The organism is Bradyrhizobium sp. CB1717 (assembly GCF_029714325.1).
Lineage (GTDB): Bacteria > Pseudomonadota > Alphaproteobacteria > Rhizobiales > Xanthobacteraceae > Bradyrhizobium.
This window is the reverse complement of sequence record NZ_CP121666.1, coordinates 1,448,244-1,474,367: the sequence shown is the minus strand read 5'-3', so window position 1 is coordinate 1,474,367 and position 26,124 is coordinate 1,448,244. Positions and strand designations below refer to the sequence as shown.

General features: G+C 64.6%; 25 protein-coding genes, 1 tRNA gene and 1 pseudogene. 17 read left to right on the top strand and 10 right to left on the bottom strand.

Features of this window, described 5'->3' with window-relative positions; genetic code table 11:
- Positions 1-41 precede the first annotated feature (41 nt).
- Positions 42-1,496, top strand: a complete 1,455-nt coding sequence (gene hydA / locus QA649_RS06950; RefSeq protein WP_283023532.1) for a dihydropyrimidinase — start codon at positions 42-44, stop codon at positions 1,494-1,496.
- Positions 1,497-1,516: 20 nt separating this feature from the next.
- On the opposite strand, the gene QA649_RS06945 is transcribed toward hydA, so the two are convergent.
- The gene (locus tag QA649_RS06945; RefSeq protein WP_283023531.1) at positions 1,517-2,233 is read right to left on the bottom strand and encodes an outer membrane protein; all 717 of its coding nucleotides are present in this window, start codon (positions 2,231-2,233) and stop codon (positions 1,517-1,519) included.
- Between the two features lie 252 nt (positions 2,234-2,485).
- Here QA649_RS06945 and QA649_RS06940 point away from each other — a divergent pair, with 252 nt between their 5' ends.
- Positions 2,486-4,105, top strand: coding sequence for an ABC transporter substrate-binding protein (locus tag QA649_RS06940; RefSeq protein WP_283023530.1), 1,620 nt, complete (start codon positions 2,486-2,488; stop codon positions 4,103-4,105).
- Here the strand turns inward: QA649_RS06940 and QA649_RS06935 are convergent.
- Positions 4,102-5,442 (bottom strand): glycoside hydrolase family 3 N-terminal domain-containing protein, encoded by a 1,341-nt coding sequence (locus tag QA649_RS06935; RefSeq protein ID WP_283023529.1) that lies wholly within the window; start codon positions 5,440-5,442, stop codon positions 4,102-4,104. The two genes, QA649_RS06940 and QA649_RS06935, sit on opposite strands and share 4 nt — an antisense overlap.
- 188 nt (positions 5,443-5,630) lie before the next feature.
- On the opposite strand from QA649_RS06935, the gene QA649_RS06930 reads away from it, so the two are divergent.
- Genes QA649_RS06930 through QA649_RS06920 form a run of 3 tightly spaced genes read left to right on the top strand, consistent with a single transcriptional unit; the run spans position 5,631 to position 9,427 of the window.
- On the top strand, positions 5,631-7,127 hold the full coding sequence (locus tag QA649_RS06930; protein WP_283023528.1) for a DUF4173 domain-containing protein: 1,497 nt from the start codon (positions 5,631-5,633) through the stop codon (positions 7,125-7,127).
- Positions 7,128-7,139: 12 nt separating this feature from the next.
- Complete coding sequence (locus QA649_RS06925) at positions 7,140-7,844, top strand: response regulator transcription factor (RefSeq protein ID WP_283023527.1); 705 nt, start codon at positions 7,140-7,142, stop codon at positions 7,842-7,844.
- The gene (locus tag QA649_RS06920; RefSeq protein ID WP_283023526.1) at positions 7,841-9,427 is read left to right on the top strand and encodes an ATP-binding protein; all 1,587 of its coding nucleotides are present in this window, start codon (positions 7,841-7,843) and stop codon (positions 9,425-9,427) included. The genes QA649_RS06925 and QA649_RS06920 overlap by 4 nt, the downstream gene beginning before the upstream one ends.
- Here the strand turns inward: QA649_RS06920 and QA649_RS06915 are convergent.
- A complete protein-coding gene (locus QA649_RS06915; RefSeq protein ID WP_212289919.1) occupies positions 9,424-9,564 on the bottom strand; it encodes a hypothetical protein in 141 nt (46 codons plus the stop codon). The genes QA649_RS06920 and QA649_RS06915 overlap by 4 nt on opposite strands.
- 80 nt (positions 9,565-9,644) lie before the next feature.
- Between QA649_RS06915 and QA649_RS06910 the strand changes: the two genes are divergently transcribed.
- The 5 genes from QA649_RS06910 to QA649_RS06890 all read left to right on the top strand — a co-directional run bounded on the left by QA649_RS06910 (position 9,645) and on the right by QA649_RS06890 (position 14,026).
- Positions 9,645-10,217, top strand: a complete 573-nt coding sequence (locus QA649_RS06910; protein ID WP_283023525.1) for an alpha-ketoglutarate-dependent dioxygenase AlkB — start codon at positions 9,645-9,647, stop codon at positions 10,215-10,217.
- A 203-nt stretch (positions 10,218-10,420) separates the two neighbouring features.
- A complete protein-coding gene (locus QA649_RS06905; RefSeq protein ID WP_283023524.1) occupies positions 10,421-10,831 on the top strand; it encodes a DUF3606 domain-containing protein in 411 nt (136 codons plus the stop codon).
- 17 nt (positions 10,832-10,848) lie between these two features.
- Positions 10,849-11,340, top strand: coding sequence for a hypothetical protein (locus QA649_RS06900; protein ID WP_283023523.1), 492 nt, complete (start codon positions 10,849-10,851; stop codon positions 11,338-11,340).
- A 126-nt stretch (positions 11,341-11,466) separates the two neighbouring features.
- Positions 11,467-12,396 (top strand): carboxylesterase family protein, encoded by a 930-nt coding sequence (locus tag QA649_RS06895; RefSeq protein ID WP_349254076.1) that lies wholly within the window; start codon positions 11,467-11,469, stop codon positions 12,394-12,396.
- 403 nt (positions 12,397-12,799) lie between these two features.
- Entirely contained in the window at positions 12,800-14,026 is a 1,227-nt protein-coding gene (locus QA649_RS06890) for an ABC transporter substrate-binding protein (RefSeq protein WP_283025981.1), read from the top strand.
- Between the two features lie 267 nt (positions 14,027-14,293).
- On the opposite strand, the gene QA649_RS06885 is transcribed toward QA649_RS06890, so the two are convergent.
- Positions 14,294-15,856 (bottom strand): adenylate/guanylate cyclase domain-containing protein, encoded by a 1,563-nt coding sequence (locus QA649_RS06885; protein ID WP_283023521.1) that lies wholly within the window; start codon positions 15,854-15,856, stop codon positions 14,294-14,296.
- A gap of 189 nt (positions 15,857-16,045) precedes the next feature.
- On the opposite strand from QA649_RS06885, the gene QA649_RS06880 reads away from it, so the two are divergent.
- Both QA649_RS06880 and QA649_RS06875 read left to right on the top strand, forming a co-directional pair.
- Positions 16,046-17,137: an enolase C-terminal domain-like protein gene (locus QA649_RS06880; protein WP_283023520.1), complete on the top strand. Its 1,092-nt coding sequence runs from the start codon at positions 16,046-16,048 to the stop codon at positions 17,135-17,137.
- A gap of 325 nt (positions 17,138-17,462) precedes the next feature.
- A pseudogene (locus QA649_RS06875) lies at positions 17,463-17,925 on the top strand (NUDIX hydrolase).
- Positions 17,926-18,056: 131 nt separating this feature from the next.
- On the opposite strand, the gene QA649_RS06870 reads toward QA649_RS06875, so the two are convergent.
- Together QA649_RS06870 and QA649_RS06865 are read right to left on the bottom strand one after the other, a co-directional pair.
- A complete protein-coding gene (locus QA649_RS06870; RefSeq protein ID WP_018648518.1) occupies positions 18,057-18,299 on the bottom strand; it encodes a hypothetical protein in 243 nt (80 codons plus the stop codon).
- An 8-nt stretch (positions 18,300-18,307) separates the two neighbouring features.
- Positions 18,308-18,781, bottom strand: coding sequence for an L-2-amino-thiazoline-4-carboxylic acid hydrolase (locus QA649_RS06865; RefSeq protein WP_283023519.1), 474 nt, complete (start codon positions 18,779-18,781; stop codon positions 18,308-18,310).
- Positions 18,782-19,133: 352 nt separating this feature from the next.
- Between QA649_RS06865 and QA649_RS06860 the strand changes: the two genes are divergently transcribed.
- Positions 19,134-19,610, top strand: coding sequence for a DUF4440 domain-containing protein (locus QA649_RS06860; protein WP_283023518.1), 477 nt, complete (start codon positions 19,134-19,136; stop codon positions 19,608-19,610).
- Positions 19,611-19,636: 26 nt separating this feature from the next.
- Here the strand turns inward: QA649_RS06860 and QA649_RS06855 are convergent, their stop codons facing one another.
- From QA649_RS06855 to QA649_RS06845, 3 genes are all read right to left on the bottom strand, one after another.
- Entirely contained in the window at positions 19,637-19,876 is a 240-nt protein-coding gene (locus tag QA649_RS06855) for a DUF2945 domain-containing protein (RefSeq protein WP_283023517.1), read from the bottom strand.
- Positions 19,877-20,084: 208 nt separating this feature from the next.
- Positions 20,085-20,159, bottom strand: a tRNA-Val gene (locus QA649_RS06850).
- A gap of 75 nt (positions 20,160-20,234) precedes the next feature.
- Complete coding sequence (locus QA649_RS06845; RefSeq protein WP_007597092.1) at positions 20,235-20,594, bottom strand: cell cycle two-component system response regulator CpdR; 360 nt, start codon at positions 20,592-20,594, stop codon at positions 20,235-20,237.
- Positions 20,595-20,945: 351 nt separating this feature from the next.
- On the opposite strand from QA649_RS06845, the gene QA649_RS06840 reads away from it, so the two are divergent.
- From QA649_RS06840 to QA649_RS06830, 3 genes are all read left to right on the top strand, one after another.
- Positions 20,946-21,836, top strand: a complete 891-nt coding sequence (locus tag QA649_RS06840) for an N-formylglutamate amidohydrolase (protein ID WP_283023516.1) — start codon at positions 20,946-20,948, stop codon at positions 21,834-21,836.
- Between the two features lie 527 nt (positions 21,837-22,363).
- Positions 22,364-23,146: a histidinol-phosphatase gene (hisN, locus tag QA649_RS06835; protein ID WP_211406168.1), complete on the top strand. Its 783-nt coding sequence runs from the start codon at positions 22,364-22,366 to the stop codon at positions 23,144-23,146.
- A 21-nt stretch (positions 23,147-23,167) separates the two neighbouring features.
- Positions 23,168-24,145 (top strand): tripartite tricarboxylate transporter substrate binding protein, encoded by a 978-nt coding sequence (locus QA649_RS06830; protein ID WP_283023515.1) that lies wholly within the window; start codon positions 23,168-23,170, stop codon positions 24,143-24,145.
- A 124-nt stretch (positions 24,146-24,269) separates the two neighbouring features.
- Here QA649_RS06830 and QA649_RS06825 read toward each other — a convergent pair whose 3' ends face one another.
- Positions 24,270-25,160, bottom strand: a complete 891-nt coding sequence (locus QA649_RS06825; RefSeq protein WP_283023514.1) for a LysR substrate-binding domain-containing protein — start codon at positions 25,158-25,160, stop codon at positions 24,270-24,272.
- 91 nt (positions 25,161-25,251) lie between these two features.
- Here QA649_RS06825 and QA649_RS06820 point away from each other — a divergent pair, with 91 nt between their 5' ends.
- The gene (locus QA649_RS06820; protein WP_283023513.1) at positions 25,252-26,004 is read left to right on the top strand and encodes a sulfite exporter TauE/SafE family protein; all 753 of its coding nucleotides are present in this window, start codon (positions 25,252-25,254) and stop codon (positions 26,002-26,004) included.
- Positions 26,005-26,124: the final 120 nt, after the last annotated feature.

Here is a 26,124-nt window from a genome sequence, read left to right as displayed (position 1 = left end):
TTAGCCTTCGGGCCGTCCCTCACCTCTCCCCGGAGTTCCTCATGCCCCTCCTCATCCGCGGCGGCACCGTCGTCAATCACGATCATTCGCGCCGCGCGGACGTGCTGATCGACGGCGAGACAATCGTGGCGGTGGGCGCATCGCTCGATGCGCCGGCAGGAACCGAGATCGTCGATGCCTGCGGCGCCTACGTCATCCCGGGCGGCATCGATCCGCACACCCATCTCGAAATGCCGTTCATGGGCACCGTCACCGCCGACGATTTCGAATCCGGAACCAAGGCGGCACTGAGCGGCGGCACCACCATGGTGGTGGACTTCTGCCTGCCCGATCCGGGGCAGTCCATGCTCGCGGCCTATCAGGAGTGGCGGCACAAATCCGAGAAAGCGGCCAGCGACTACGGCTTCCACATGGCGGTGACGTCGTGGTCGAAGCAGATCTATGACGAGATGGAGACCGTGGTCAAAACCTACGGCATCAACACCTTCAAGCATTTCATGGCCTACAAGGGCGCGCTGATGGTGAACGATGATGAGCTCTACAACTCGTTCGCGCGCTGCGCCCATCTCGGCGCCATGCCTGTCGTCCATGCGGAGAACGGCGATGTCGTCGCCCTGATGCAGGAGGCGCTGATTGCGCGCGGCGTCACCGGCCCGGAGGGCCACGCCTATTCACGGCCGCCGGAGGTGGAGGGCGAAGCCACCAACCGCGCCATCATGATCGCGGACATGACCGGCACGCCGGTCTATATCGTGCACACCAGCTGCCGCGAGGCGCATGAGGCGATCGCCCGAGCACGCGCCGTCGGCAAGCGCGTCTATGGCGAGCCGCTGATCCAGCACCTGCTGCTGGATGAAAGTGAATACCAGAACAAGGACTGGGATCATTCCGCGCAGCGGGTGATGTCGCCGCCGTTCCGCGACAAGCAGCATCAGGACAGCCTCTGGGCCGGCCTGCAAGCCGGCTCGCTCCAGGTGGTCGCGACCGACCATTGTGCCTTCACCACCGAGCAGAAGCGGTTCGGGCTCGGCGATTTCAGAAAAATCCCGAACGGCACCGGCGGCCTCGAAGATCGCCTTGCGTTGTTATGGACCGCGGGCGTCGCCACGGGACGGCTGACGAAGGAAGAATTCGTCGCAGTGACGTCGGCAAACATCGCCCGCATCCTCAACATCTACCCGCGCAAAGGCGCCGTCGCCGTCGGCTCGGATGCCGATCTCGTGGTGTGGGACCCCAAGGCGAGCAAGACCATCAGCGCCAAGCGGCAGATGAGCCGGATCGATTACAATGTGTTCGAAGGCTTTGCCTGCATCGGCGGGCCGGCCGCGACGCTGTCGCGCGGCCGTGTCGTCTGGAAGGAAGGCGATTTGCGCGCCGAAGCCGGCGACGGCCGCTATATCGAACGCCCGGCCTTCTCGCCGGTGCATGTAGCGAATTCCACATGGAAAGAGCTGACCGCCCCGCGCGCGGTTTCGCGCGGAGCGGTGACACCGTAGCGCCTCGCAAAACCTCTCGGTCAGAAGCGATAGTTCACGCCGGCAGTCACAGTGTGGATTGTGTCCTTCAAGTTTCCTCTGAAGGTCACCAGAGGCGCGGCGTTCGTCAGGAAGAAGTCATTGGCGCCGAAATCATAGTAGTCGTACGCGAAATTGGTCGACCAGTGCGGCGCGAATGCCCACTCGAGACCAACGCCGGCGGTCCAGCCAGTGCGCGTCACGGTTGCCTTGGGATCGACCGGGACTCCCAGAAGCGGCGGCGTGACGACATTGTCGATCTTTTCCCGCGTCCAGGCGACGCCGCCGCGGCCATAAGCAAGCCAGTTGCCGGCAAAGCCATAGCCGAGCCGCGCGGTCGCCGACGCCAGGAAGTCGTTGCTGACGGTGAACTGCGTCGGGATGACCACGCCGCCGAAACTGCCGAGACCGGGTGTCTTGCTGGTCAGGCTGGACCAGGCGGCGCGGGCCTCGACACCGACAACCCAGGCCGATGCAAACTGGTAGTCGCACCCGATTTGTCCGCCGCCGATGAAACCAGTGGAGCTGAAATCGCCCGAGCTCCTGATCTTGTCGTTGCTGAAGTCGCCTCCCGCATGAACACCGACAAAGCACCCGGTCCAGGTAAACTGCCTCACCGCCACCGGAGCCTTGACCGCCAGATCGGCGGCAATTGCGGCACTTCCACATCCCAGAAACGAAACCAAACAACCCACGCCCACCGCCGCAAGACGACGCATTCCCAAGCCCCCGCCAATTCCAAAAGCAACGATGCTCTTGTTGCAGGAAATGGGTTGCCGCGACAGGCTGACACTCCTTTAAAGTTGTCATTTGCGTTGATGTGTGGCTAAGACGCCACTACGGAGACTGCGTCGCTCGATTTCAACTTGTCGCTGGCGCCGCAATCGCCAACGACGTCGCGCTCGTTGTCGCAAGCCCCTATGGCATGCACCTTGCCTCCTTGAATGGCCAATCGTCCCAAGGAGGTATCGATGAGTCCATCGTCTTTCGATCTGAGCCGCCGCAGAGTCGTGCTTGGCGCCCTCGGCGTCGCTGGAATGACGGTCGCCCCGTCACTTGCCTCGGCACAGGGCCGAGCCGAAACGCTGCTGGTGGTGCAGGAGCTCGGGCCGAACTCGCTGGACATGCAGGGCGTCGGCTCCAACCAGACCGTGAACGGCCTGTCCTGGAATTGCTACGACCGCCTGCTGACCTACGCCTCCAAGACACTGCCCGATGGGACGGTCTCGTACGACCGCGAAAAGCTCGCGCCTGAACTTGCCGAGAGCTGGGAGGTCGCGGCCGACGGCATGTCCTGCACCTTTAGCCTTCGTAAGGACGCCAAATTCCACGACGGCACGCCGGTTACCGCCAAGGACGTCAAATGGTCGTTCGACCGCGCCGTGAAGGTCGGCGGCTTCCCGACCTTCCAGATGTCGGCGGGGTCACTGGAGAAGCCCGAGCAGTTCGTGGTGGTCGACGATTACACCTTCCGCATCGACTATGTTCGCAAGGACAAGATGCTGCTGTTCAACGTCGCCGTGGTCGTGCCTTTCATCATCAATTCAGAGCTGGCGAAGAAGAACGCGACTGCAGAAGATCCCTGGGCGTTGACCTGGCTCAGGAACAACGAAGCCGGCGGCGGCGCCTACAAGATCGAGAGCTGGAAGCCCGGCAGCGAAACCGTGCTGGCCCGCTTCGATGACTGGAAGAGCGGACCGCTGCCCAAGGTCAGGCGCGTGATCGCGCGCGACGTCCCCTCCGCCGGCACCCGCCGCGCCATGCTGGAGCGGGGCGATGCGGATATTTCCAGCGGCTTTGCGCCGCGCGATTTCGAGCAGATCATCAAAGAGGGCAAGGTCAAGGTCTCGGGCGTGCCGATCCCGAACGCGCTCTGGTATGTCGCGCTCAACACGGCAAAGCCGCCGTTCGACAATGCCAAGCTGCGACAGGCCATCGCCTGGGCGATGCCGTATGAGCAGATCCAGACCAGCGCCTTCTTCGGCCGTGCCGTTCCCATGTACGGCGGCGCAGCCGACGTCTCAAAACCGGTCTGGCCGCAGGCGTTTCCCTACGTCACCGATCTCGACAAGGCCAAGGCCTTGATGAAGGAAGCAGGTTTCGAATCCGGCCTGGAGACGACGCTGTCGCTGGACACGGGCACGGCCACCGTCGGCGAGCCGACCGCGATCCTGATCCAGGAGAGCCTCGCCAAGATCGGCATCAAGGCGGGAATCGAAAAAATCCCCGGCGCGAACTGGCGCACGACGCTGAACAAGAAGGAGCTGCCGCTCGCGCTCAACCGCTTCAGCGGCTGGCTGGATTATCCCGAGTACTACTTCTACTGGAATTTCCACGGCAACAACTCGATCTTCAACATCTCCTCCTACCAGAACCAGCAGATGGACGCGCTGATCGACAAGGCGCGCTTCACCACGGACGCCGCAGAATACGACAGATGCGTGAAGGATTTCATCGCGCTCTGCATGCGCGACGTTCCCGTCATTCCGCTCAACCAGCCGATCCACGACGTCGCCATGCAGAAGGCCGTCACCGGCTACGAATTCTGGTTTCACCGCGAGCCGGACTACCGTCAGTTCGCCAAAGGCTAGTTCTGGCGAGCGATGCTGATTGCCGAAGAGGCGCGTGCCTGCGCGGTCGGAAAGCCGCGCTCCAGCCGCGCCGCGCTCGCATGCAACATCGCCGCATCGAGCCTGCCCTGCCGCGATCCCTCCAGGGCGCAGGCAAAGACCCGGTAGAACTGCGCGCCGTCATAGGCGACCAGCAGCAGATCGACGCCGGCATTGATCGCCTCGACCACGGCCTTGCAGACGTCGTTCTGATAGATCGCGCCCATCACGAGATCGTCGGTCATCACCATGCCCTGGTAGCCCCATTTGCCGCGGATGATCCCATCGACGACGCGCTTGGAATGCGACGCGGCGCGATCGGGATCGACGGCCGTGAGCGTGACATGGCCCACCATCAGCGCGCTGCGCGAGTGCGACAGCACTTCGCGGAATGGGAGCCAGTCGGTCACCTCCAGTTCCTTCACCGGCGTGTTGAGACTGGCGCGGAAATGATGCGTGTCGGTGCGCACGCGGCCGATGCCCGGGAAATGCTTGAGCGTGGCGCCGACGCCCGTCTCTTCCAGCCCGCGGACATAGGCGCTTGCGATCGTGCCGACGACGACGGGATCGGTCGCTATCGCGCGCTGGCCGATCAGGGTGTGGAAATCGAGGCGGTTGCGCCGCTGCGGCGGCTTGAGGTCGAGCACCGGCGCAAGATTGAGGTTGACGCCGAGGCCCGCGAGCTCGCGGCCGTGGATGCGACCGAACTCTTCGGCCTTGGCCTGCTGCTCGTCGGGAGCAAGCCCGGTGAGCGTCGCCAGCGCCGGCAGCTTTGTCAGCGGCGGCGCGAGATGTCCGACGATGCCGCCCTCCTGGTCTGCCGCCACGACCAGCGGCGCCAGGCCAGCTACACGGCGCTTGTCCTGGAGCGTCGCGATCTCGGCCCGCAGCGCCTCGATGGTCCGGCCGCGGATATTGTGCCGCGTGACATAGATGCCGCCGATCAGGCCCTGCTCGGCCAGGCGCGCCACCTCGGGAAAGGAGGAATAGCCGACCATGAAGTGTGGCCCGAGCTGACGCGCCTCGGCGGCGCTGACGGCAAGGACATCGTGCTTGCGCAGCTCGAACTTCAGATGCGCGGTGGACATCAGCAGCGGCGGCAGGCACCAGAGCGTGACGAGCAGCTTGCCCGCGATGCTGCGCCACCGTCCTCTCCGCAGCAGGACGATGACGATCATGATGCTTGCGGCGACAAGCGCGGTGTTTCCGCCGCCACGCAGCGGGACCAGATAAGGATCGTTCTTGTTCGCGGCCGCGAATGCAACGACGGGCGCGGCGAGCCAGAGCAGGATGAGACCGATACGGCGAAGGAATTGCATGATGCACCACATGCGATGGTGATGAATGCTTCGCACCTATCAAGGCGATCTGCGCTGCGCGAGGGGCAAAAGCGCACCTGCACGAAAACTGCAAAAGACTCCTGAAACCGTGCAGACGAAGACCCCGGCTTCTGCGCAAGCGCCGTGCAGACTGCACGATATCGATATTCACGAAAGGTCATTTGCGCATGACGAGCCTGGCTACGACGCCGACGACTGACATCCAACCGATCAGGCCCTCGACAATATCAGTCAAGCTCGCGATGGCGCTGGTGCTCGCCGCGCTCGCCGACTGGCTGTTCTATGGCCAGCGGGCCGGGCTGTCGCTGGTGATCTTTGCAGTCGCGATCGTCTGCGCCTCGCTGCTCGCCAACCACGCATCCCTGGACATCCGCCGCGCGGCGATCGGTGCTGCCGTCATCGTCCTTGGTCTCGTGCCTGCCATCGAAGAGCTCAACACGCTTTCGTTCCTGATCCTCATTGCAGCACTGGTCATCGCCCTGTTGCTGGCAACCAATCCTGAAACGACCGGACTTGCCGACCGAGCCCGCGCGCTGCGAAACTTCGTCCTGTTCGGCCCCTTCAGAGTCTTCCCCGACGCGCTCCAGGTCTTCAACATATCGGCGTTCACCCGCGGCATCGCGCTGTGGCTGATGCCGGTGGTGCTGGGCACCGTGTTCGTCGCGCTGTTCGCTGCGGCCAATCCGGTGATCGAGCAATGGGTCTCGCTGCTCAATCCAAAGATCATCCTCGAATATGTCAGCGTCCCGCGCGTGCTGTTCTGGATCCTGATGCTGGCGCTGGTCTGGCCGTTCATCCACGTGCGCTGGCGGCGCAGGAAGATTGCCGCCCAAACCGATGTCACGGAGCCGGAGCCGCTTGCGCCCTTCATCTCGCCGGAGTTTCTGGGTCCTTCCAGCATCCTGCGCTCGCTGATCCTGTTCAACCTGCTGTTCGCAGCGCAGTCCGTGCTCGACGGCATCTATCTCTGGGGCCATGTGGCCCTGCCCGACAACATGACTTATGCGGCCTACGCCCACCGCGGCGCCTATCCGCTGATCGTGACCGCCCTGCTCGCCGCGGCCTTCGTGCTGGTGGCGATGCGTCCGGGCGGGCCAGCCGAGAAATCGAATGTGATCCGCCCGCTGGTCTATCTCTGGGTCGGGCAGAACGTGCTGCTGGTCGCCTCCTCCATCCTTCGGCTCGATCTCTATGTCGGCATTTACATGCTGACCTATTGGCGGATCGCGGCCTTCATCTGGATGGGACTGGTGGCGCTGGGACTGATCCTCATCGTCGCGCGCATCGCGCTCAACCGCTCCAACAGGTGGCTCGTCTGCGCCAATCTCATCGCGTTAACGATCGTGCTGTACAGTGTTTCGCTGCTGAACTTCGATGCGTTCATTGCCGACTACAATCTGAAGCACAGCAGTGAAACGGGGGGCAAGGGCGTGAAGATCGACGCCGACTATCTCCTCACATTGGGCCCGCAGGCGCTGCCTGCAATCGACAGGGTCATCGCGCTTCGCGGCGGCGATTACTGTCTTGCGGGACGTCGAGATCGGCTTGTAGAAAGTCAGCGGCAGGATCTGGCCTGGCGGGCCTGGGGTTTTCGCAGCTGGCGGCTGCAGCGTCGCCTCGATGCTCAGGCCAAAAGCCAGCCCGGCAGTCAGCCGGCAGGGTGAGCGGAGAGTTTCTTGGCGAATCGTATTCTCATCGTCGACGACGAGGGCCACATCCGCGAGGTCATCCGCGTCGCCCTGAAGAAGGCCGGCATGGACGTGATCGAGGCGCGGGACGGCAAGGAGGCGCTGAGCCGCTTTGCCGCCGACAGGCCCGATCTCATCGTGCTCGACATCGGGATGCCCGAGTTCGACGGCCTCGACGTCTGCCGCGAGATCCGCAAAGGCTCGGACGTGCCGATCCTGTTCCTGTCGGCGCGCGACGAGGAGATCGACCGCATCCTCGGCCTCGAGATCGGCGGCGACGATTACGTGACTAAGCCGTTCAGCCCGCGCGAGCTGGTGGCTCGGGTCAACGTCATCCTGCGCCGCCTCAGCCCGCGCAACGGCGAGGCCAAAACAAGTCCGGGCGCGCTGGCGCAAGGCGGCCTGCTGATCGATCCCGAGCAGCACGTCGCGACCTTCGCCGGCACGCCGCTGAAGCTGACCGCGATCGAGTTCGGCATCCTGCGCGCCTTCCTGACCCGGCCGACGTCGGTGTTCAACCGCGAGCAGCTGATGCGGGCGGCCTATCAGCTCAACATCCAGGTCTCCGACCGCACCATCGACAGCCACATCCGCAACATTCGCGCCAAGCTCGCGGCGCTCGCCTGCGACAACGTCATCGAGACCATCCACGGCGTCGGCTTCAAGCTCGGCCGCTGCGAGAAAGAGGCATGAGCGCGGCGCCTGACAAATGGCGCCCGTCGCTGGGGCTGGTGATCTTCGCGGTGCTGACGACCGTCGGCGTGCTGCCGCTGGTCGGCCTGTTCTTCTTTCGCCTCTACGACAACCAGCTGATCCGCCAGACCCAGGCCGAGCTGATCGCGCAGAGCCGCGTGCTGGCGACGATCTATGCGCAGGAGGTCACGGCACGGCTCGACAGCGGCCTCACGCTCGGCCCCGAGGTACCGCCGAACGTGCTGCCCGATCCCGGCGACCAGGTCACGCCGATCCGGCCCGCGCTCGACCTCACCGCCAACGACCTATTGCGGCGGCGGCCCGATGCGCTACCCGCGCCCCGGCCGGCGCAAGCAGCCTACGTCGAGATCGGCGCCAAACTGACGCCGATCATCCGCGAGACCCAGAAGGTGACGCTGGCGGGCTTTCGCATCCTCGATCCGCAGGGCGTGGTGATCGCCGGGCGGCAGGAGGTCGGGCAGTCGCTTGCCCATATCGAGGAGGTCGCGGACGCACTGCACGGGCAGTACCGCGCGACCTTGCGCAACCGCGTGCCGGACAAGCCGCCGCCGCCGATCTATTCCTTCAGCCGCGGCCTTGGCGTGCACGTGTTCTCGGCGATGCCCGTGATCGTCAACAACCGCGTCGCCGGGGTGATCTACACCACGCGGACACCGAGCAACATCTTTGACCATCTCTACCAGGAGCGGGCTAAGTTCGTCCTGGCCGGGCTGGCCGTGATCCTCGGCACGATCCTGATTGGCCTCGTGTTCTCACGCACCATCACGCTGCCGATGCGCGAGCTGATCGACCGCGCCGCCAGAATCGGCCGCGGCGACCGCGAGGCGTTCAGGCCGCTCCGGCACTACGGCACGCGCGAGTTCGCCCAGCTCTCGCACAGCTTCCTCGGCATGGCCGAGCAGCTCGCAAGGCGTTCCGACTATATCGCGACGTTCTCGGCCCACCTCACCCACGAGCTGAAATCGCCCCTGACCTCGATCAAGGGCGCGGCCGAGCTGCTGCAGGATTCGGTTCAGGGCAAGGCCGGCAGCCTGACGCCGGCCGAGCAGAACACCTTCATCGCCAACATCCTGTCCGACACCCAGCGGCTGGAGGCGATGGCGCAGCGGCTGCGGGAGCTCGCCCGCGCCGAGAGCCTGCCGCAGAACGAGCGCACCGAGCTTGCGCCCGTCATCGCCGACCTCAAGAGCCGGTTTCCGGCAAGCTCGATCGAAGCCAGCGGCAGCCTCGACCGGGCGATCGGCATGTCCTCGGAGAAGGCCCTGATCGTGCTGTCGCACCTCACTGACAACGCGGTGCGGCACAAGGCCGGTACAATCAGGCTGGAGGCGGTCGACGCGCGGACGACCCTGCTTGTGACGTTCAGCAATGACGGCGAGCCGATTTCGGCGCCGAACCGCGACAGGATCTTCGATGCGTTCTTCACCACCCGGCGCGACCAGGGCGGGACCGGAATGGGGCTGGCGATCGCGCGTGCGGTGATGGCGAGCCATGGCGGCTCGATCAGGCTCAAGCCCACCGACCAGGGGGCGGCCTTCGAGCTTCAATTCCCTGTCGCCTAGATCGCGAACACCCAGGCGGCGACGATGGCGCCGATGGTGACGAGACCTGCAATGGTCCAGCCGGCGGCGTATTCCAGCTCAGGATGACCGGTAGCCCGCATGATCTCTGCCGGATCGGCGGTATGCTTCTCTGCCATGACAGCCTCGCGCGTTTTTTCCCGCGTCATTAGATAAGTCGCACCAACCGCGAATAGGTTCCATCACGGAAATGCGAGGAATGACTCAGCAGCTAGATTTGTTCGCCGGTCCGCAAGCGGGCCCGACCGGCCTTCGCTATGCGGATAATTTTATCGATGCCACCGCCGAGCAGGAGCTGATCGGCCGCATCGCAGCATTACCGCTTCAGCGCTTCCAGTTCGGCGCGTTCGAGGGCAATCGCCGGGTGGCCTCCTTCGGCTACCGCTATGACTACGCACTGCAACGGCTCACCGAGGCCGATCCGATCCCCGTGTGGGTGCGGCCCGTTGCACGGCAGGTCGAGGCATGGGCGGGGCTGGCGGAGGGCAGCGTGCAGCAAGTGCTGTGCACCGAATACGAGGCCGGCGTCGGCATCGGCTGGCATCGCGACAAGCCGCATTTCGACAAGGTGCTCGGCCTGTCGCTGGGCTCGCCATGCAAATTCCGCTTCCGCCGCCGCAGCGGCGACAGATGGGAGCGCCACACGCTCGAGGCCCTGCCGCGCTCGCTTTATCTGATGGATGGCGAGGCGCGCTCGCAATGGGAGCACAGCATTCCGCCGGTCGAGGCACGGCGCTACTCCATCACCTTCCGGACGATGAAGCAGCGGTAAGCAGGCCCTCCAAAACAAAAACTGCGAAAACAACCCCATGCACAGTAGAAACCGCTTTCCCGCTTGAGGCGGGGTCGCGCAGCGCAACGGTTTGACACATCGGTGCAAAACAGCCGTTCCGCGCAATCGTCACGAGGCTCGCGTCTTGCCTTCCAAATCCGGTTGCATGCTAGACTGGATGCCATCCACGGCAGGAGGAAAGCATGGCCGACAACAAGGCAAAGCGGGGCGGCGCCGATCGCGCCCTGATCGCGCTCACCGAGAAATACGAAGTCGCCTACTGGTCGAAGAAGTTCAAGGTGACCCCGGCCAAGCTGAAATACGCCGTCAAGAAGGTCGGCCGCTCCGCCAGGAAAGTCGAGGAGTACATCAAGCTCCAGAAGCACCGCGCCGCCGACAAGAGCCGGATCGCGCTCGGCGAGGCGTATGAGGTCCGCTACTGGTCGAAGAAATTCAAAGTCACCCCGGCCAGACTGAAGGCCGCCGTCGCCGCGGCCGGCCACTCCTCCAAGAAGGTCGAGGCCTACCTTGCGGCCAAGAAGGCGGCGAAGAAGGGCAAGAAAGCCGTCAAGAAGACCGCGAAGAAGACCGTCAAGCGGAAGAAGGCCGCCTGAAGTTCCGGGAGAGAGGGATGAGATCCGGTCCAGAGATGCTCGCCTGCGCCCTCGTTGCCGGCGCATTCCCCCTCGCCGGCGCCGCCGCGGCCACGCCCGCAAAGGTCTCGGGCGCGACCGCGCTGGCACTCGCGGGCGTGATCGCGCCGCTGTCCCCGGACCTGACCGGCGCCGAGAGGAAGGCGGTGGCGATGCTGTTCGCCGCCAATGCCGACATTCCCTACAAGAAGGCCATCGTGGTGACCGCGGACCGGATCGTCTGCCGCACCGGCAATGTCGACATCACCATTCGCAATTGCGAAGTGACCTTCGGCAAGAAGGTGAAAACCGTCAACGGCTCCACCGCCAACGAGATCTTCGCCACCGAAGCGCTGGCCGGCGTGCCGCCCGACGGCGCGGCGGGATCGAATTTCGAGAGCCTCTCCAAGCTGAGCTGCACGATCGATCCCAACGCGATCAGGCGCAAGGACGGCAGCGGCGCGGATTGCACCTTCCAGCCGGGGAATTGATGCAAGGCAAGACGCACGAGCCGCAAGTGCCGTGAAATCGCCTCAACACCAGCCAACTAATAAGGCGAATTGAGAAGACAGGCCCAGGGAGCGAGCCAATAACAGGCGCGCAAGGCCGGCACCATGATGAAGAATTACCTCGCATTTTTGCTGCTTTTGACCGTGACTGCCGCCTCCGCGCATGGCCCGCTGCCGGCTCGGCTGACGGCGCCGTCAGATCTTGTCCCGGCAGGCCTCACCGATTCCGACACCACCGCCGGCGGCACCGCCCGGCTGTGCGAGCAGGTCAGCTTCTCGCGCGGCCTGCGCTACGGCGAGAGCGAGGCCCAGGTGCTCGATGTCGCCACCAGTGCGACCAAGGCGGACACGCCGCGCCCGGTGCTGCTGTTCGTGACGGGCGACAGCTTCACTGGCGATCACGCCGCGCCGGAACTGGCGCGTCAGATCCAGGACCAGGCCATGTGCTTTGCCGCGCGCAACGACATGATCGGGGTCCGCGTCAACTATCGCCTGGCGCCGGCGGCGACCTGGCCTGTCGGCGCGACCGACGTGGCTGCGGCGCTGTCCTGGATCCACGGCAATATCGACCTGTTCAACGGCGATGCCCGCGAGATCGTCGCGGTCGGCTATGGCGCCGGCGCCTTTCACGTCGCCACCCTGCTGGCGCATCCGGAGCTCCAGACCGACCGCGCCGATGTCGCCGGCGTCGTGCTGGTCTCGGGCATCTACCGTGTCGGCAAGGACGCCAGCGACAGCGAGAAGGCCTATCTCGGCACGGACGCGACCCAGTACGACAAGCGATCGGTGTTTCCCGGCATCCTCAATGTCGACGTCCCCATCGTGCTGGCCTGGGCCGCAGACGATTCCGCTGGCCTCGTGGCGCAAGGCGAGACGCTGAAGAAGACACTCTGCGGCGCCGGCCACTGCCCGCGCAGCGCACTGCTGCGCAGCCGCGACGGCATCGCTGCGGCGTTCGGGCTGGACGGCTCCGGCGACAGCCTTGCGGAGCCGACGCTGCTGCTGGTGCACCAGCTTGAGGCGCGGGGGTTGCCGTAGCGCGTTGCGTATAGCTCGCTTATTACTCCGACCGTTTGCTGGGCCACCCCTCTCCCCCGCCCTCCCCCGCAAGGGGGGAGGGAGCGAGCGGAGTGCGCGGCTGCGCTGTGCTTCATCATCGCAGGGCAATCGATAGATGAGGTCAAAAGATAAGAGCTGGATCTCGCCAAGACAAAGGTGCGTTCCCTCCCCCCTTGCGGGGGAGGGCTAGGGAGAGGGGTGCCACACGGGGACTCCCTCAATCGGAGAGCGCGTCAACACGCCTGCCGCTTTGATCGCTCTGTCATGCGTCGCATTGAAGCGGGCAACCACGCCATAGCTTCGCCAAACGCTTGACGTAGATCAACCCGCCTTGGTGCGGATTGAGCCGACCTCGTTGGGGGCCAACGACAAGGGTTCGAACATGCGCGTCATCGGCAGGATGCTGTTCGTTTCCGTGATTGCCGTCGCATCGCTCGGCGCGATGTCGCAGCAACAGCATTCAGAACAACTGCCAAGCGACAAGGAGATCCGCATCGGCAATGTCATGCCGTATTCGGGACCGCTGTCTGAGTTCGGCGCAATCGGCCAGGCGGAAGCCGCCTATTTCGACATGATCAACGCGCGCGGCGGCATCAACGGCCGCAGGATCCGCTTCATCACGCGCGACGACAATTCCGATCCGGCAAGCGCGCTGGAGCTGACGCGCAATCTGGTCGAGAAGGACGACGTGCATGTGATGTTCGGCTCGTTCGGCACGCCCGGCAATATCGCCACGCGCTGGTACCTGAACGAGAAGAAGATCCCGCAGCTGTTCGTCGCCTCCGGCGACGAGGAGCTGAGCCAGGCCAGGGCTTTTCCCTGGACCATGGGCTGGCAGCCGTCGTTCCGCTCGGAAGGGCGCATCTACGCCAACTACATCCAGGCCTATTATCCCAGGAAGAAGATCGTCGTGCTCTGGCAGAACGACCAGTTCGGGCGCCAGCTCTACAAGGGCATCCAGGAAGGCCTCGGTGACCTCAACCGCCACGTCCTCGTCGACATCGCCTTCGACATCAACGACGAGCATCTCGAAGGACACGTCTCGATCCTGAAGCGCACGGGCGCCGACATCTTCGTCTTTCTCGGCGTACCCTCGACCGCGTCCAAGGTGATCAAGCTGGCGGCGTCGCTGAAATGGCGCCCGGTCTTCATCGTGAATGATGCCTCGGCCACGATCGCCAATGCGATGGCGCCGGCGGGCCTGGAGAATTCGGCCGGCGTGATCTCGGCGGCCTTCCTGAAGGATCCGAGCGATCCGGCCTGGAAAGACGATCCCGCCATGAAGGAATGGTTCACGTTCATGGACAGGTATCATCAGGTCGAAAGCACCAACAGCAGCGCGGCGGTCTACGGCTACGCCGCGGCCGAGGCGCTGACGCAGGTGCTGAAGCAATGCGGCGACGACCTCTCGCGCGACAACATCATGCGCCAGGCGGCCTCGCTCAGGGACTATCAGCCGTCCGTTGCCTTGCCCAACATCAGGATGAACACCTCGCCCGAGCGCTATCTGCCGATCCGGCAGATGCGGCTGGTGCAATTCGACGGCCGCTCGTGGCAGCCGTTTGGCGAGGTGATCGAGACGGCGTTCACGGAAGGTGCGGCAAGGTGAGGTGACTCAGTTAGCGCAGTTGCCTGTGCCGATTACTGACACCTTTTCCTGAGCCACCCCTCTCCCCCGCCCTCCCCCGCAAGGGGGGAGGGAGCGCAGCGGAGCGCGCGGCGACACCCCACCTCAATCCGACTTTCGCAAATTGACTAGAGCGAACTCCCGCCACGACAAAGGTACGTTCCCTCCCCCCTTGCGGGGGAGGGTTAGGGAGAGGGGTGCCACACGGGGACTCTCTCCATGAGAAAAGCGGCTACGTGAGCCCGCCCCTCACGTCGGCTTCAGCGAGGCCAGCGCGTTCTCCAGCAGTGAGCGCACGCGGGCGGCGTCGCCTGATTTCACCACGGCCGGGTCGAGATAGAGCTCGAGGCCCGGCGCACGCTCGGTGATGATGCCGCTCTTTTCCGCCGCGGCGTCGTTCAGCGCGTCGACCGAATAGGGAATCACCTCGCGGCTGATGCCCTTCATGGTGATCGCGGGCAGCGCGTGGGCGCGGACGATGTCGCTGACGAGGGCGAAGGTCTCGTAGCTCAGCACGATGCCGCCGGGCTCGGCGATGGACTGCAGGCGCGCGGCGAGGTTCGCTTCGGCACCGATGATGGTGTAGTCCATGCGGTCGGTGCTGCCGAAATTGCCGACATTGCAATAGCCGGAATTGATGCCCATGCGCGAGCGGAACGGCTGCTCGATGCCGGAGGCCCGCCATTTCGCATTGAGCTCGGCAAGGCGCTGCTGCATGCGCCAGGCCATCTGCAGACAGGCCTGTGCGTCGGCGCGGTCGCCCCTGGTCTCGGGATCGCCGAAGAAGATCAGCATGGCATCGCCGATGAACTTGTCGATGGTGCCGCCGTATTCGAGCGCGATCGCCGACATCTCGGTGAAATATTCATTGAGCAGCTGCGTCAGCTGCTCCGGCTGGAGCCGCTCCGCGGTCGCCGTGAAATTCTGGATGTCGGAGAAGAAGATGGTGAGCTTCTTGCGCTCGGTGTGGATGGTGACGTCCTTCTGGCCGGAGAAGATGCTCTTGTAGACCTGCGGCGGGATGTAGCGCGAGATCTTCATCGACAGCGAGGCCAGGAAGTCGTTGGCGGATTCGAGCTCCTTGTTCATGGTCTTGATGCGGCGCGCCTGGCGGCGCTGCAGCGACAGGAACGACAGGCCACTGCCGGCCGCGATCAGGAAATAGGCGAGCAGGAACTTGAACGAGAAGATGTTGGCGGCGATCGGCTGGGCGATGATCACCTCCTGGATGCCGCGGACATCACCCACCTTCCAGTCCTTCTTCGGGCTCTCGGGATGGCTGTTGTGGCAGCTGACGCAGGCCGGCCCCATGGTAACAGGCGCGATCAGGCGGACCTTGTCTGAGAACAGCGAGGTCTCGGTCTCCACGATCTTCTGCTCGGGATCCCTGCGCAGCGCATCGAGCCCGTCCTTCTCGAACTTGTCGAGCTGGTGCGGGGCGCGGTTCTGGAACGGGAAGTCCGAGACGAAGCGATAGGTGATGTTCTCCTGCTGGGCGCCGATCACCCGTCCCAGCTCGAGCGACAGCGTCGCCGGGATCGGGATCGCGCCGGGGACGGCTTCGTAATTGTGAACGACCCTGGTGGTGCCGTTGGGATTGGCGAGCACCCGCCCGACCACATTGGTCGCGTAGTAGCTGCGCACGCTCGTGATCACCGAATTGAGATCGGCGGCCTGCCGGCGCAGCGCGGTCTTGGAGAGCTCAGTCAGGTCCAGCCACACCGCGAGCGGCAGGGCAAGCAGCAGGAAGGCGATCACGGCGCCGATGAGGATGCCGCTCTTGCGCTGTTCTTCGGAGATCTCTTGTTTCACTCTGTGGCTCCGTCGTGTGCGATTTTGTCGCAAAGTCGAGGGATTTGCGGCAAGGAATGCGGCGGCACAGAGCCAATAAAAGCAGGCCGGCGCAACCCCATTTCATGGTGGTCGCGGCAGGCGGCTGTTCGTTTCATCACAACCGTTTAAGATCGGCATGAACCTGCATTCACTCCGCCGGGAGATTCCATGACCGAGACCGTTCGCATCAAACGCTTCCACGCCCGCCCCGTGATTGTGCCGATGAACCTGCCGCTCCAGACCTCGACCGGAGCCGTCGCAAAGGCGCCGCTGGTGCTGATCGACTGCGAGACCGACCAGGGCGCGGTGGGGCACGCCTATCTGTTCTCGATCACGCCGTCGGCATTGAAGCCGCTGACCGCGATGGTCATGGAGTTGTCGGAGCTCATCGCCGGCGACGAGCTGCTGCCGTTCGAGATCGAGCGCAAGCTGACCCAGCGCTTCACCCTGCTGGGCCTCGCCGGCCTGCAGCGGCTGGCGCAATCCGGCATCGACATGGCGGCCTGGGATGCGCTGGCGCGCAGCAAAGGCCTGCCGCTCGCCCGCCTGCTCGGCGGCGCACCGAAGCCGGTCAGGGCCTACAATTCGAAGGGCCTCGGCATCATGCCGGCGGGCGCCGCGGTGGAGGAAGCGCACAAGCTGCTGGCCGAAGGTTTTCACGCCGCAAAGATCCGCGTCGGCCGGAGCGATGCGCGGGAGGACCTTGCCGTGGTGCGCGCGGTGCGCAAGGCCGTTGGCGACGAGGTGACGCTGATGTGCGACTACAACCAGGCGCTCACGGTCACCGAAGCGATCCGCCGCGGCGAGATGCTCGACGACGAGGGCCTCGCCTGGATCGAGGAGCCGATCCGCCACGACGATTACGCCGGGAACGCCCGCATCGCGGATGCGCTGCGCACGCCGGTCCAGATCGGCGAGAACTTTGACGGCGCGTTTGCGATGCAGTCCGCGCTGTCGGCGGAGGCCTGCGACTACGTCATGCCCGACGTCCAGCGCATCGGCGGCGTCACCGGCTGGCTGCGTGCCGCTGCGCTCGCGCACGCCGCCGGCATCGAGATGTCGACGCACCTGTTCTCGGAAGTCAGCGCGCATCTGCTCTGCGTGACGCCGACCGCACACTGGCTGGAATATGTCGACTGGGCCGATGCGGTGCTGGCGAGCCGGCTGACGATCAAGGACGGCTTTGCGCTGCCGAGCGAGGAGCCGGGCAACGCCATCGCGTGGGACGAGGCGGCAGTGAAGAAATATCTGGTCGGATGATTGCGGGTCCCGCCGCAAGTACCGACGTCGTCCTGGCGAAAGCCAGGACCCATACCGCGCGATCCATCGGTGAGAGGCGGTGCGGGTACCGGCGCCGGGACAGTCTTCGCAAAACTGCTCCCTGGGGTAATGGGTCCTGGCTTTCGCCAGGACGACATTGGAGATTGCGCAACTCTCCACCACCGTCATTGCGAGGAGCACTTGCGACGAAGCAATCCAGACCGCTACCGCGGAGAGATTCTGGATTGCTTCGCTGCGCTCGCAATGACGGAGGGAAATCAACACGCGCGTTGCGCGGAGACAACAAGCGGACTAACGATCCCCCATGACCACATGGCGCCCTCATCCCCACATCCGCGTCGTCGCGATCGGCCTGCACTGGGGACGGGCGGCTGCTGGCGGCCGAGGTTCGCGACGATGCGGGGCGGATCAAGGGCGTGCGTCCGCTCGGCGGCGCGATCGACTTCGGCGAGAGCTGGCGGGCCGCGCTGGTGCGGGAATTCAACGAAGAGCTCGGCATCGACGTCATCATCACGGGCGAGCCCTTGATGCTGGAGAACATTTTCGTGCACGAGGGATCGACCGGGCACGAGGTGATGTTCATCGCCGAGGTCGCGTTTCCGGAGGACGCCTTCAACGGCCAGGACCGCATCGACTTCCGCGAGGATAACGGAGAAGAGATCGTCGCGCGCTGGTTCGACCTTCGCGATCTCGACGTGGATGGCGGGCCGAGCCTCTATCCGACCGGGCTGAAAGGCCTGCTGCTCGGGAACAAGGGCGCGACTTGAACGCGTCGCTGCCTCCACGTCGTCATTGCGAGCGCAGCGAAGCAATCCAGACTGCTACCCGCGGAAAGATTCTGGATTGCTTCGCTGCGCTCGCCATGACGGAATGTGGGGCGACAGCATGGCCCGCAACACTACCACACTTCCGCGCCCGGGATCTTCTTCCGCACCGCCATGCGCTGGATCCAGATGCAGCGACGGACGGATCTGTTGGAACGGCCGACGGCGGATATCCCCTCGCCGGCCTGCAGCAGCGGCGCCACGTTCTGGCGCAGCTCGCGGCAGCGCTGGAGCTCGGCCTGCCAGTCGATGATCGCGGCGTCGGCGCGTGACGCCATCAGCGCCAGCGCCGCCACGGCAAGACAGCTGGTCCGCATCTTTCCTCTCACTGTGATCCACCTCCGTCGCGCCGATAACGGAAGTCGCAATAAGACGCGCCCTGCATGATGGTCTGCGTGCGCGTGAGCCTGACGTCGGAGCCGAACCCGTCCGCAGTCGCGAAGTCCGCGGTGCAGATCAGGAGGAAGCCTAGCTCGGGTTCGCCGAGCGCCTTGTAGAACTCGGCATAGGCGCAGCGCGTCACGTCGAATGCAAAGGCGTCCGCCGTCTCTTCGATCACGTCATAGGCGAGCGCATCGTCGCGGGCATAGGTCCTGAAGGCCGAGGACACGGCCTTGCCGAGATTGCTCTCGTTCTTGGCTTTCCAGAATTCCTCGCCGAAGCCGCGATAGAGATCGCCGAGCGCCTTGCGCACGATCGCGTTGGCGCGGGCCTCGCCGAGCTCGGCCTGCAATGCCTTGACCAGCGGCACCAGCACCTGGGCCTGGATCTTTGCCTGTTCGATGACGGACACGGTCATGGGCGGGCTCGCGTCGCGAAGGGAGAGGCGTAGCCCGGATGGAGCGTAAGCGTAATCCGGGACAGCGCGGTCGCCAGGATGCACTTGCCCCGGATTGCGCTTCGCTCCATCCGGGCTACGAAGGCATTGGATGATAGCGCAGCTTGATGCCGGCGGCGAGAGCTTGCGGTTGCCACACGACGTCCGAAGGCCCACGCGTCCGTGATGTCACGACGTCCGCCGATCGTGCGATCCTGAAACGTCACCGCGTCCACGGATGGTATGACGACCAGCATTCAAATGCCGGTAATGACGAGAGGTGAACATGATCCGACCCGGGATGTCTCAAGATAGCGCCAGGCCACGACCATTGGTGCGACGTCGTCCTCTCGCGGCCATCGCCGCAGCATTCCTACTCGCGGCGGCGTTCTGGCCGGCCGCACCCGCGCTGGCCGCAGAGAACGAGGCGGAGGCACGCGCCATCTTCGAGAGGTTCATCACCGCGCAGAATGCGCATAACGCGGACGATGTGAAGGCCCTGCTCTGGAATTCGCCGTCGACGCTGCTGTTTGCCAGAAACATCGAGACGCGAGGACGCGATGCCGTCGCCGACCGCTTCAGGACCTATTACGAGGGCACCTGGCACCTCGAACCCGACATGTCGAAATTCCACGTCGCCGTGATCTCGAACGAGGTCATGCAGGTCCTGGTGCCGATCGTCTTCACGCGCGGCCTGCCCGGCAAGCCGCCGCAACAGAACACGTTCCTGATCAGCCAGACCTATGTCCGGGACGCGAACGGCTGGTCGGTTGCCTCGATCATGCCGATCGCGAATACCGAACTGAAGTAGCGGGATGCAGCATCCGGGCTGCGGCTTCAGCTCCGCAGCAATCGCAGTGCCCGGCCCTTGTGCAGGGCGACGTGGTCGGTCTTGTCGCTCTTGATCTCGTATTGCGGATCATCGGGCGAGGCGTGGTGCGTGTAGCCCTTGTAGTCGACGTCCTTGGTGTGGACGCGCAGGACATGGCCGCGCACCCGGCCGGCCTCGGAATTCCAGCTGACGTGGTCGCCGCGCTTGAAGGTTTTTACGGAGGTCTTTGTGGGCCGCTTCGGCATGGCCGAACAATGCCGGAGTGGGCGGGCGTGTTCCGGGGGGAGCGGAGGATGACGCAGCACTCCGTCTACGCTCTTCGAGCTACGCCGGACACGCTTCGCATCGAGATTGTTTCTTGGTGGCTCGCCGAGCTGTAGCTCGCGGCAGCAAGCCCGCTTGCGCCCTTTGGGCTTCGGCTCGGCATCCTTCACTCGCTCCGCGAGCGAAGGATGGTGGGCACGACAGGGATCGAACCTGTGACCCCTACCATGTCAAGGTAGTGCTCTCCCGCTGAGCTACGTGCCCTAATAGTCCACTTACGTCGGGTGGGGTCCCTATAACGGCTCAGGGGACCCGGCGCAAGGACGGAACGGGGCCGATTTAGGCCGCCAGCATCTTGTTCACTTCGCTGACCAATTCGCGCAGATGCACGGGCTTGGACAGCACCTTGGCGTTCTTGGGGGCGTCCGAATCCGAGTTCAGGGCGACCGCGGCAAAGCCGGTGATGAACATGATCTTGATGTCGGGGTCGAGTTCCGAGGCCCGGCGGGCGAGCTCGATGCCGTCCATTTCCGGCATCACGATGTCGGTCAGCAGCATCTCGAACGGCTCTTCCCGCAGCCGCTGATAGGCGGCCATGCCGTTGTCATGGGACGAGACCTGAAAACCGGCGTTTTCCAGCGCCTTGACCAGGAAACGGCGCATGTCGTTGTCGTCTTCGGCGAGCAGGATCTTTGGCATGGCAGGAAACGTCGAATCCCCAGAGGATATCAGCAGAGGTCACTTAGCCCGACAGAGGGTAAATTTGGGGTGAAAATCTTTACCATGGGCCGGCTGCGCTGCCTGCTCTTTGTGGACCCGAACGGGCTCCGAATCAATCGAGCCGGACCAGCCGGTCCCCACCCCGATGCCCGCACGGTTAAGACATGTTCCAGCGTCCATCACATCTTTTCGCTTGGCAGAATGGTTGCGATTCCGGACAATGACGACACATAAGAGCCGCTCGACCGGCCGAATCATTCGATCCGGGGCCATGCCGGGTGGTGCGGCGCCAAGGGGGCGAAGCCTGAGTAAGGGACGAAGCCTGAGAAGATGACCCGGTTTGACGGCGAGATGTCGCCAGCGTTCGAGATCTTCGAGCCCGCCGAATGGCGCGCGCCTGTCATCTTCAACTCGCCCCATTCCGGCTCGACCTATCCGGACGAATTCCTGGCGGCATCGCGGATCGACCTGCCGACGCTGCGGCGCTCGGAAGACTCGTTCATGGACGAGCTGATCGGCCATTTGAGCGCGCGCGGCTTTCCGACCGTGCGGGTCAACTTTCCGCGCTCCTATGTCGACGTCAACCGCGAGCCCTATGAGCTCGATCCCCGCATGTTCACCGGGCGCCTGCCGAGCTTCGCCAACACCCGCTCGATGCGGGTCGCCGGCGGCCTCGGCACCATTCCGCGCGTGGTCGGCGACGGCCAGGAGATCTATCGCGACCGCATCCTGGTCGACGACGCGCTGGGGCGGATCGAGACGCTGTACAAGCCCTATCATCGCGCGCTGCGCCGGCTGATCAACAAGGTGCACCAGATGTTCGGCACCGTGGTGCTGGTCGACTGCCATTCGATGCCCTCGGTCGGCGTCAGCCGGGACGAGCCGCGCCGGCCGGACGTCGTGATCGGCGACCGCTACGGCACCAGCTGCACACCGCTGCTCCCTGACAGGGTCGAGGAGACCATGACGGGGCTCGGCTATTCGATCGGCCGCAACAAGCCCTATGCGGGCGGCTTCATCACCGAGCATTACGGCAATCCCGCCAGCGGCCTGCACGCGGTCCAGCTCGAGCTCAATCGCGCCATCTACATGGACGAGCGGCGACGCGAGCGCAGCCCGCGCTTTGCGCAAGTCGCCTCCGACTTCGCGGTGCTCGCCGACGTGCTGGCCACCACGATCCCCTTCGGCGATCTCGGCCCGTTCCAGGCCGCGGCGGAATAGACGACAGCTTTTTCTTCGCGCGTCCGGCGCGCGCATCGGGCGCGAACGCATTTGCGCTTCGCCTTGCTGCGCGCTTTGAAATGAAAGCAGAGGCCCCAAGAAAAAAGGGCCGCTTCTAATGAAGAAGCGGCCCAAGTCTAGGGAGGAAACGCCCAAGGAGGGCAGCGGTAACGCAGAGCGCTACCGCACCGCAACAATATGCGGCCGCGGCGCACAAAGTGCAAGGGCTTTTGAGCGGTTTCCCATGCACTACGCACATGGCTCAATTGCTTTAAGAGAAACCTGGATTCAGTTTCTTTGATAAGGAATTTCAATGGGTTGATAGTCATTTGCATACGAACAAGGCATGGTCGGAACTAAGTTTTCAACTCTGTGATCGATATTTGGCCAGCAGATGACTCGAATGAGGCAGAGGCCATCGGCATTCAAAATACCAGGGTGCAAATCAAGACAGCGCTGCACGCGGGAGGCGAATTGAGCTAGGCAGGAGCGAGCTTCACACTGACTTTCGTTTTGAGGAACTCACCGTGACGGTGATCGACTTCTCCGCCTTCATCGGACGGCTCGCCACCGCCTCCGGCGAAACAATCCTGCCGTTCTTCCGCACCTCGCTGTCCATCGACGACAAGAGCAAGACCAAGGATTTCGACCCCGTCACCGAGGCCGACCGCGCCGCCGAGGCGGTGATGCGGCGGCTGATCAAGGCGAGCTTCCCTCAGCACGGCATCGTCGGCGAGGAATTCGGCAATGAGCGCGAGGACGCCGACTATGTCTGGGTGCTCGACCCCATCGACGGCACCAAATCCTTCATCGGCGGCTTCCCGATCTGGGGGACGCTGATCGCGCTGCTGCACAAGGGCTCGCCGGTGTACGGCATGATGCACCAGCCCTTCATCGGCGAGCGTTTTTCCGGCGACAACGGCTCGGCCAATTACAAGGGCCCCTCCGGCGAGCGCCGGCTCCAGGTCCGCCGCTGCGCCTCGCTGTCGGAAGCGACGACCTACACCACTTCGCCGCTGCTGATGAACGAGCGCGACCGCGCCATCTTCGGCCGCATCGAGCAGGGCGCGCGGCTCTCGCGCTATGGCGGCGACTGCTACTCCTATTGCATGCTGGCGGCCGGCCACGTCGATCTCGTGGTCGAGACCGAGCTGAAGCCCTACGACATCGCGGCCTTGATCCCGATCGTGACCGGCGCCGGCGGCGTCGTCACCACCTGGGAAGGCAAGCCGGCCCAGGGCGGCGGCCGCATCGTCGCCGCCGGCGACGCAAGAGTTCACGAAGAAGCGCTGAAGCTGCTCAACCAATAACAAACGCGAGCGGGGGCTTGCATGACCATCTCACGCAGGCTGCTCGTTGAATTGTTCTTGGGACTATCCCTGCTCCTGCCGTCAGCGGCATCGGCGCAGAACTTTCCCGCAAAACCGATCAAGCTGATCGTGCCGTTCCCGGCCGGCGGCCCCAACGACATCATCGCCCGCGTGATCGGCCAGCGCATGTCGGAGTTGTCGGGACAACCGGTGCTGATCGACAATCGCGGCGGCCAGGGCGGCGTGCTCGGCACCGACGCGGTCTCCAAGGCCGCGCCCGATGGCTACACCATCGCGATCTCCTCGGCCGGCGCGCTCGCGATCAGCCCGAGCATGGAGCGGGTCGCCTACGACACCCAGACCGACCTCACGCCGGTGACGCTGGTTGCCACCGTGCCGGAAATGCTCGTCGTCGCCACCAATGTGCCCGCCAAGGACATCGGCGAATTGATCGCGCTGGCGAAAGCGCAGCCCGGAAAGCTCAACTTCGCCTCCTCCGGCCCCGGCAGCCTGCCGCATCTCGCCGGCGAATTGTTCAAGCTGACGGCGAAGATCGACATCGTGCACGTGCCCTATCGCGGCGCCGCGCCGGCGGTGAACGATCTGCTCGGCCAGCAGGTGCAGATGACCTTCCTCGATCTCCCGGTGCTGCTGCCGCAGGTCAAGGCGGGTGCGCTGCGGCCGATCGCGATGGGCTCAGCCGAGCGCGCCCCGACCGCGCCCGAGGTGCCGACCATGGCGGAAGCAGGCTTTGCTGATCTGCGCATCGAGAACTGGTACGGCATGGTGGCACCGAAGGGCACGCCGAAGGAGATCGTCACGGCGCTGCATGCACTGGCGACCAAGGCGATGGCGGATCCGGCGGTGAAGGAGAAGCTTAGCCAGCAAGGCGCGACGCTGGTCGGCGACGAGCCGGAGCATTTTCGCTCATTCATTGCCGATGAGACCAAGAAGTGGGCGAAGGTGATCAAGGACGCCGGGGTGGAGACGGCGAAGTAGTCTTGTCTTCCCCCGGAGGTTAAGAGCCGACCTATCTCAACGCTACAGGTGCGTTCCCTCCCCCCTTGCGGGGGAGGGAGCGCAGCTGAGTGCGCAGCTGCAGCGTCGGCTCGCATCAGCACGCTCACACCGCCTCTGCCCGCAGATGCTCCACCAGCATCTTCGCCGGCCTTGGCAGCGTCTTGAAGCTGCGCGCGCAGATCACGAGCTTGCGGTTGGCCCAGGCGTCGCGCAGGCGGACCATGGCGAGCGGCATCAGCCTGGCGCAGCGGCGCGCGGCGGATATCGGCACCAGCGCAATGCCGACATCGGCGGCGACCATCTGGCAGATCGCGTCGAAGTCGCGCAGGCGCGCGCGGTAATGCGGGCGCATGCCGAGCCGGGCGGCGTGCTTCGAAATGTGCATCTGCAGCGCGGTGGCGCTGGTGAGCCCGACGAAGTCGCAAGCGCCCGTCTCCTGAAAATCGATCTGGCGGCGGCCGGCGAACGGGCCGCGCCGCGACGTCACCAATGTCAGGTGATCCTCGCTGAACACGAACCGCTCGATATGGTCGGGCAGCGCGTGCTCGGCGGCGAAACCGAGATCGGCGGCGCCGGCGGTGATCGCGGCGGCGATGTCGGTGCTCTCGCGCTCCTCGATGTCGACGGCGACATCGCGATGCTCGTGCAGGAATCCGGCCAGTGCCTTCGGCAGATGCTCCGACAGGCCGGAGGTGTTGACGAGGAAATGCACGCTCGCGCGCACGCCGCTGGCAAAGCCGGCGAGATCGCCGCGCATGGCGTCGACCTGGTGGATCACGAGCCGGGCATGGTCGAGCAGACTCTCGCCGGCCGCGGTCAACTCGACGCCGCGGCGCCCGCGCTTGAGCAGCGCGACGCCGAGCGCATCCTCCAGGCCCTTGATGCGCGCGCTGGCCGAGGCCAGCGCCAGGTGCGACCGCTCCGCGCCGCGCGTGATGCTGCGCTGGTCGGCGACCGCAATGAAGAGCTGGAGATCGACGAGATCGAAACGCATGGCGGGCCTCTCCTTAGCCTTCGTCCTACACGAAGGCTGTCTCCGTAACCTTCAGATTGTGCCCGGGCGCCGCATCGGTCAATGTGCCGGCATGATCGACCCGCTTCTCATTGTCATCGCCGCCGTGTTCCTGGCCGCCGGATTCGTCAAGGGCGTGATCGGGCTCGGCCTGCCGACCGTGTCCATGGGCCTGCTCGCGGTGAGCATGACGCCGAGCCGCGCCATCGCCATCGTGATCGTGCCGGCCATCGTCACCAACATCTGGCAGACTTTTGTCGGCCCGTATTTGCGCGACATCCTCAAGCGGCTGTGGCCACTGATGATCGGCACCGTGATCGGCTGCTGGCTCAATGCCGGCGCGCTGACCGGCCCCCATGCGCGCTACGGCACGATCGTGCTCGGCGTCCTGCTAGTGATCTACGCGATCATCGGGCTCAGCAAATTCAAGTTCCAGGTCGCGCCCGAGAACGAGAAATGGGTCGGCGGCGTGGTCGGCGTGATCACCGGCGTGATCTCGGCCTCAACCGGCGTGCAGGTGATCCCCTCGATGCCGTTCATGCAGGCGATCGGCATGGAGAAGGACGAGCTGGTGCAGGCGCTCGGCGTGTTCTTCACGACCGCGACGCTGGCGCTCGCCTTCAACCTCACAGCCGGCGGATTGCTGACGCCGGCCAATGCCGTGCCCGGCGCCGTGGGCCTTGCCATGGCCTTTGCCGGCATGTTCATCGGCCAGTCGGTGCGGGCGCGGATGCCGGCCGAAGCGTTCCGCCGCTGGTTTTTGATCGCGATGATTTTGCTGGGGCTTTATCTGGCCGGCAGCGCGCTGGCGAAGGAGTTCGCGTAAGGCAGAACGTAGGGTGGGCAAAGCGAAGCGTGCCCACGCATTTTGTGTGGCCGAGAGAGGTGGTGGGCACGGCGCAAGTGCGCCTTTGCCCACCCTACGCAGCTCCCATCATCCGCTCGA

Bases quoted from the DNA above. Each gene is read 5' to 3' on its own strand.
- hydA (WP_283023532.1), top strand. From the start codon at position 42: ATGCCCCTCCTCATCCGCGGCGGCACCGTCGTCAATCACGATCATTCG.
- QA649_RS06945 (WP_283023531.1), bottom strand. From the start codon at position 2,233: ATGCGTCGTCTTGCGGCGGTGGGCGTGGGTTGTTTGGTTTCGTTTCTG.
- QA649_RS06940 (WP_283023530.1), top strand. From the start codon at position 2,486: ATGAGTCCATCGTCTTTCGATCTGAGCCGCCGCAGAGTCGTGCTTGGC.
- QA649_RS06935 (WP_283023529.1), bottom strand. From the start codon at position 5,442: ATGCAATTCCTTCGCCGTATCGGTCTCATCCTGCTCTGGCTCGCCGCG.
- QA649_RS06930 (WP_283023528.1), top strand. From the start codon at position 5,631: ATGACGAGCCTGGCTACGACGCCGACGACTGACATCCAACCGATCAGG.
- QA649_RS06920 (WP_283023526.1), top strand. From the start codon at position 7,841: ATGAGCGCGGCGCCTGACAAATGGCGCCCGTCGCTGGGGCTGGTGATC.
- QA649_RS06915 (WP_212289919.1), bottom strand. From the start codon at position 9,564: ATGGCAGAGAAGCATACCGCCGATCCGGCAGAGATCATGCGGGCTACC.
- QA649_RS06910 (WP_283023525.1), top strand. From the start codon at position 9,645: ATGACTCAGCAGCTAGATTTGTTCGCCGGTCCGCAAGCGGGCCCGACC.
- QA649_RS06905 (WP_283023524.1), top strand. From the start codon at position 10,421: ATGGCCGACAACAAGGCAAAGCGGGGCGGCGCCGATCGCGCCCTGATC.
- QA649_RS06900 (WP_283023523.1), top strand. From the start codon at position 10,849: ATGAGATCCGGTCCAGAGATGCTCGCCTGCGCCCTCGTTGCCGGCGCA.
- QA649_RS06895 (WP_349254076.1), top strand. From the start codon at position 11,467: ATGAAGAATTACCTCGCATTTTTGCTGCTTTTGACCGTGACTGCCGCC.
- QA649_RS06890 (WP_283025981.1), top strand. From the start codon at position 12,800: ATGCGCGTCATCGGCAGGATGCTGTTCGTTTCCGTGATTGCCGTCGCA.
- QA649_RS06880 (WP_283023520.1), top strand. From the start codon at position 16,046: ATGACCGAGACCGTTCGCATCAAACGCTTCCACGCCCGCCCCGTGATT.
- QA649_RS06870 (WP_018648518.1), bottom strand. From the start codon at position 18,299: ATGCGGACCAGCTGTCTTGCCGTGGCGGCGCTGGCGCTGATGGCGTCA.
- QA649_RS06865 (WP_283023519.1), bottom strand. From the start codon at position 18,781: ATGACCGTGTCCGTCATCGAACAGGCAAAGATCCAGGCCCAGGTGCTG.
- QA649_RS06855 (WP_283023517.1), bottom strand. From the start codon at position 19,876: ATGCCGAAGCGGCCCACAAAGACCTCCGTAAAAACCTTCAAGCGCGGC.
- QA649_RS06845 (WP_007597092.1), bottom strand. From the start codon at position 20,594: ATGCCAAAGATCCTGCTCGCCGAAGACGACAACGACATGCGCCGTTTC.
- QA649_RS06840 (WP_283023516.1), top strand. From the start codon at position 20,946: ATGACCCGGTTTGACGGCGAGATGTCGCCAGCGTTCGAGATCTTCGAG.
- QA649_RS06830 (WP_283023515.1), top strand. From the start codon at position 23,168: ATGACCATCTCACGCAGGCTGCTCGTTGAATTGTTCTTGGGACTATCC.
- QA649_RS06825 (WP_283023514.1), bottom strand. From the start codon at position 25,160: ATGCGTTTCGATCTCGTCGATCTCCAGCTCTTCATTGCGGTCGCCGAC.
- QA649_RS06820 (WP_283023513.1), top strand. From the start codon at position 25,252: ATGATCGACCCGCTTCTCATTGTCATCGCCGCCGTGTTCCTGGCCGCC.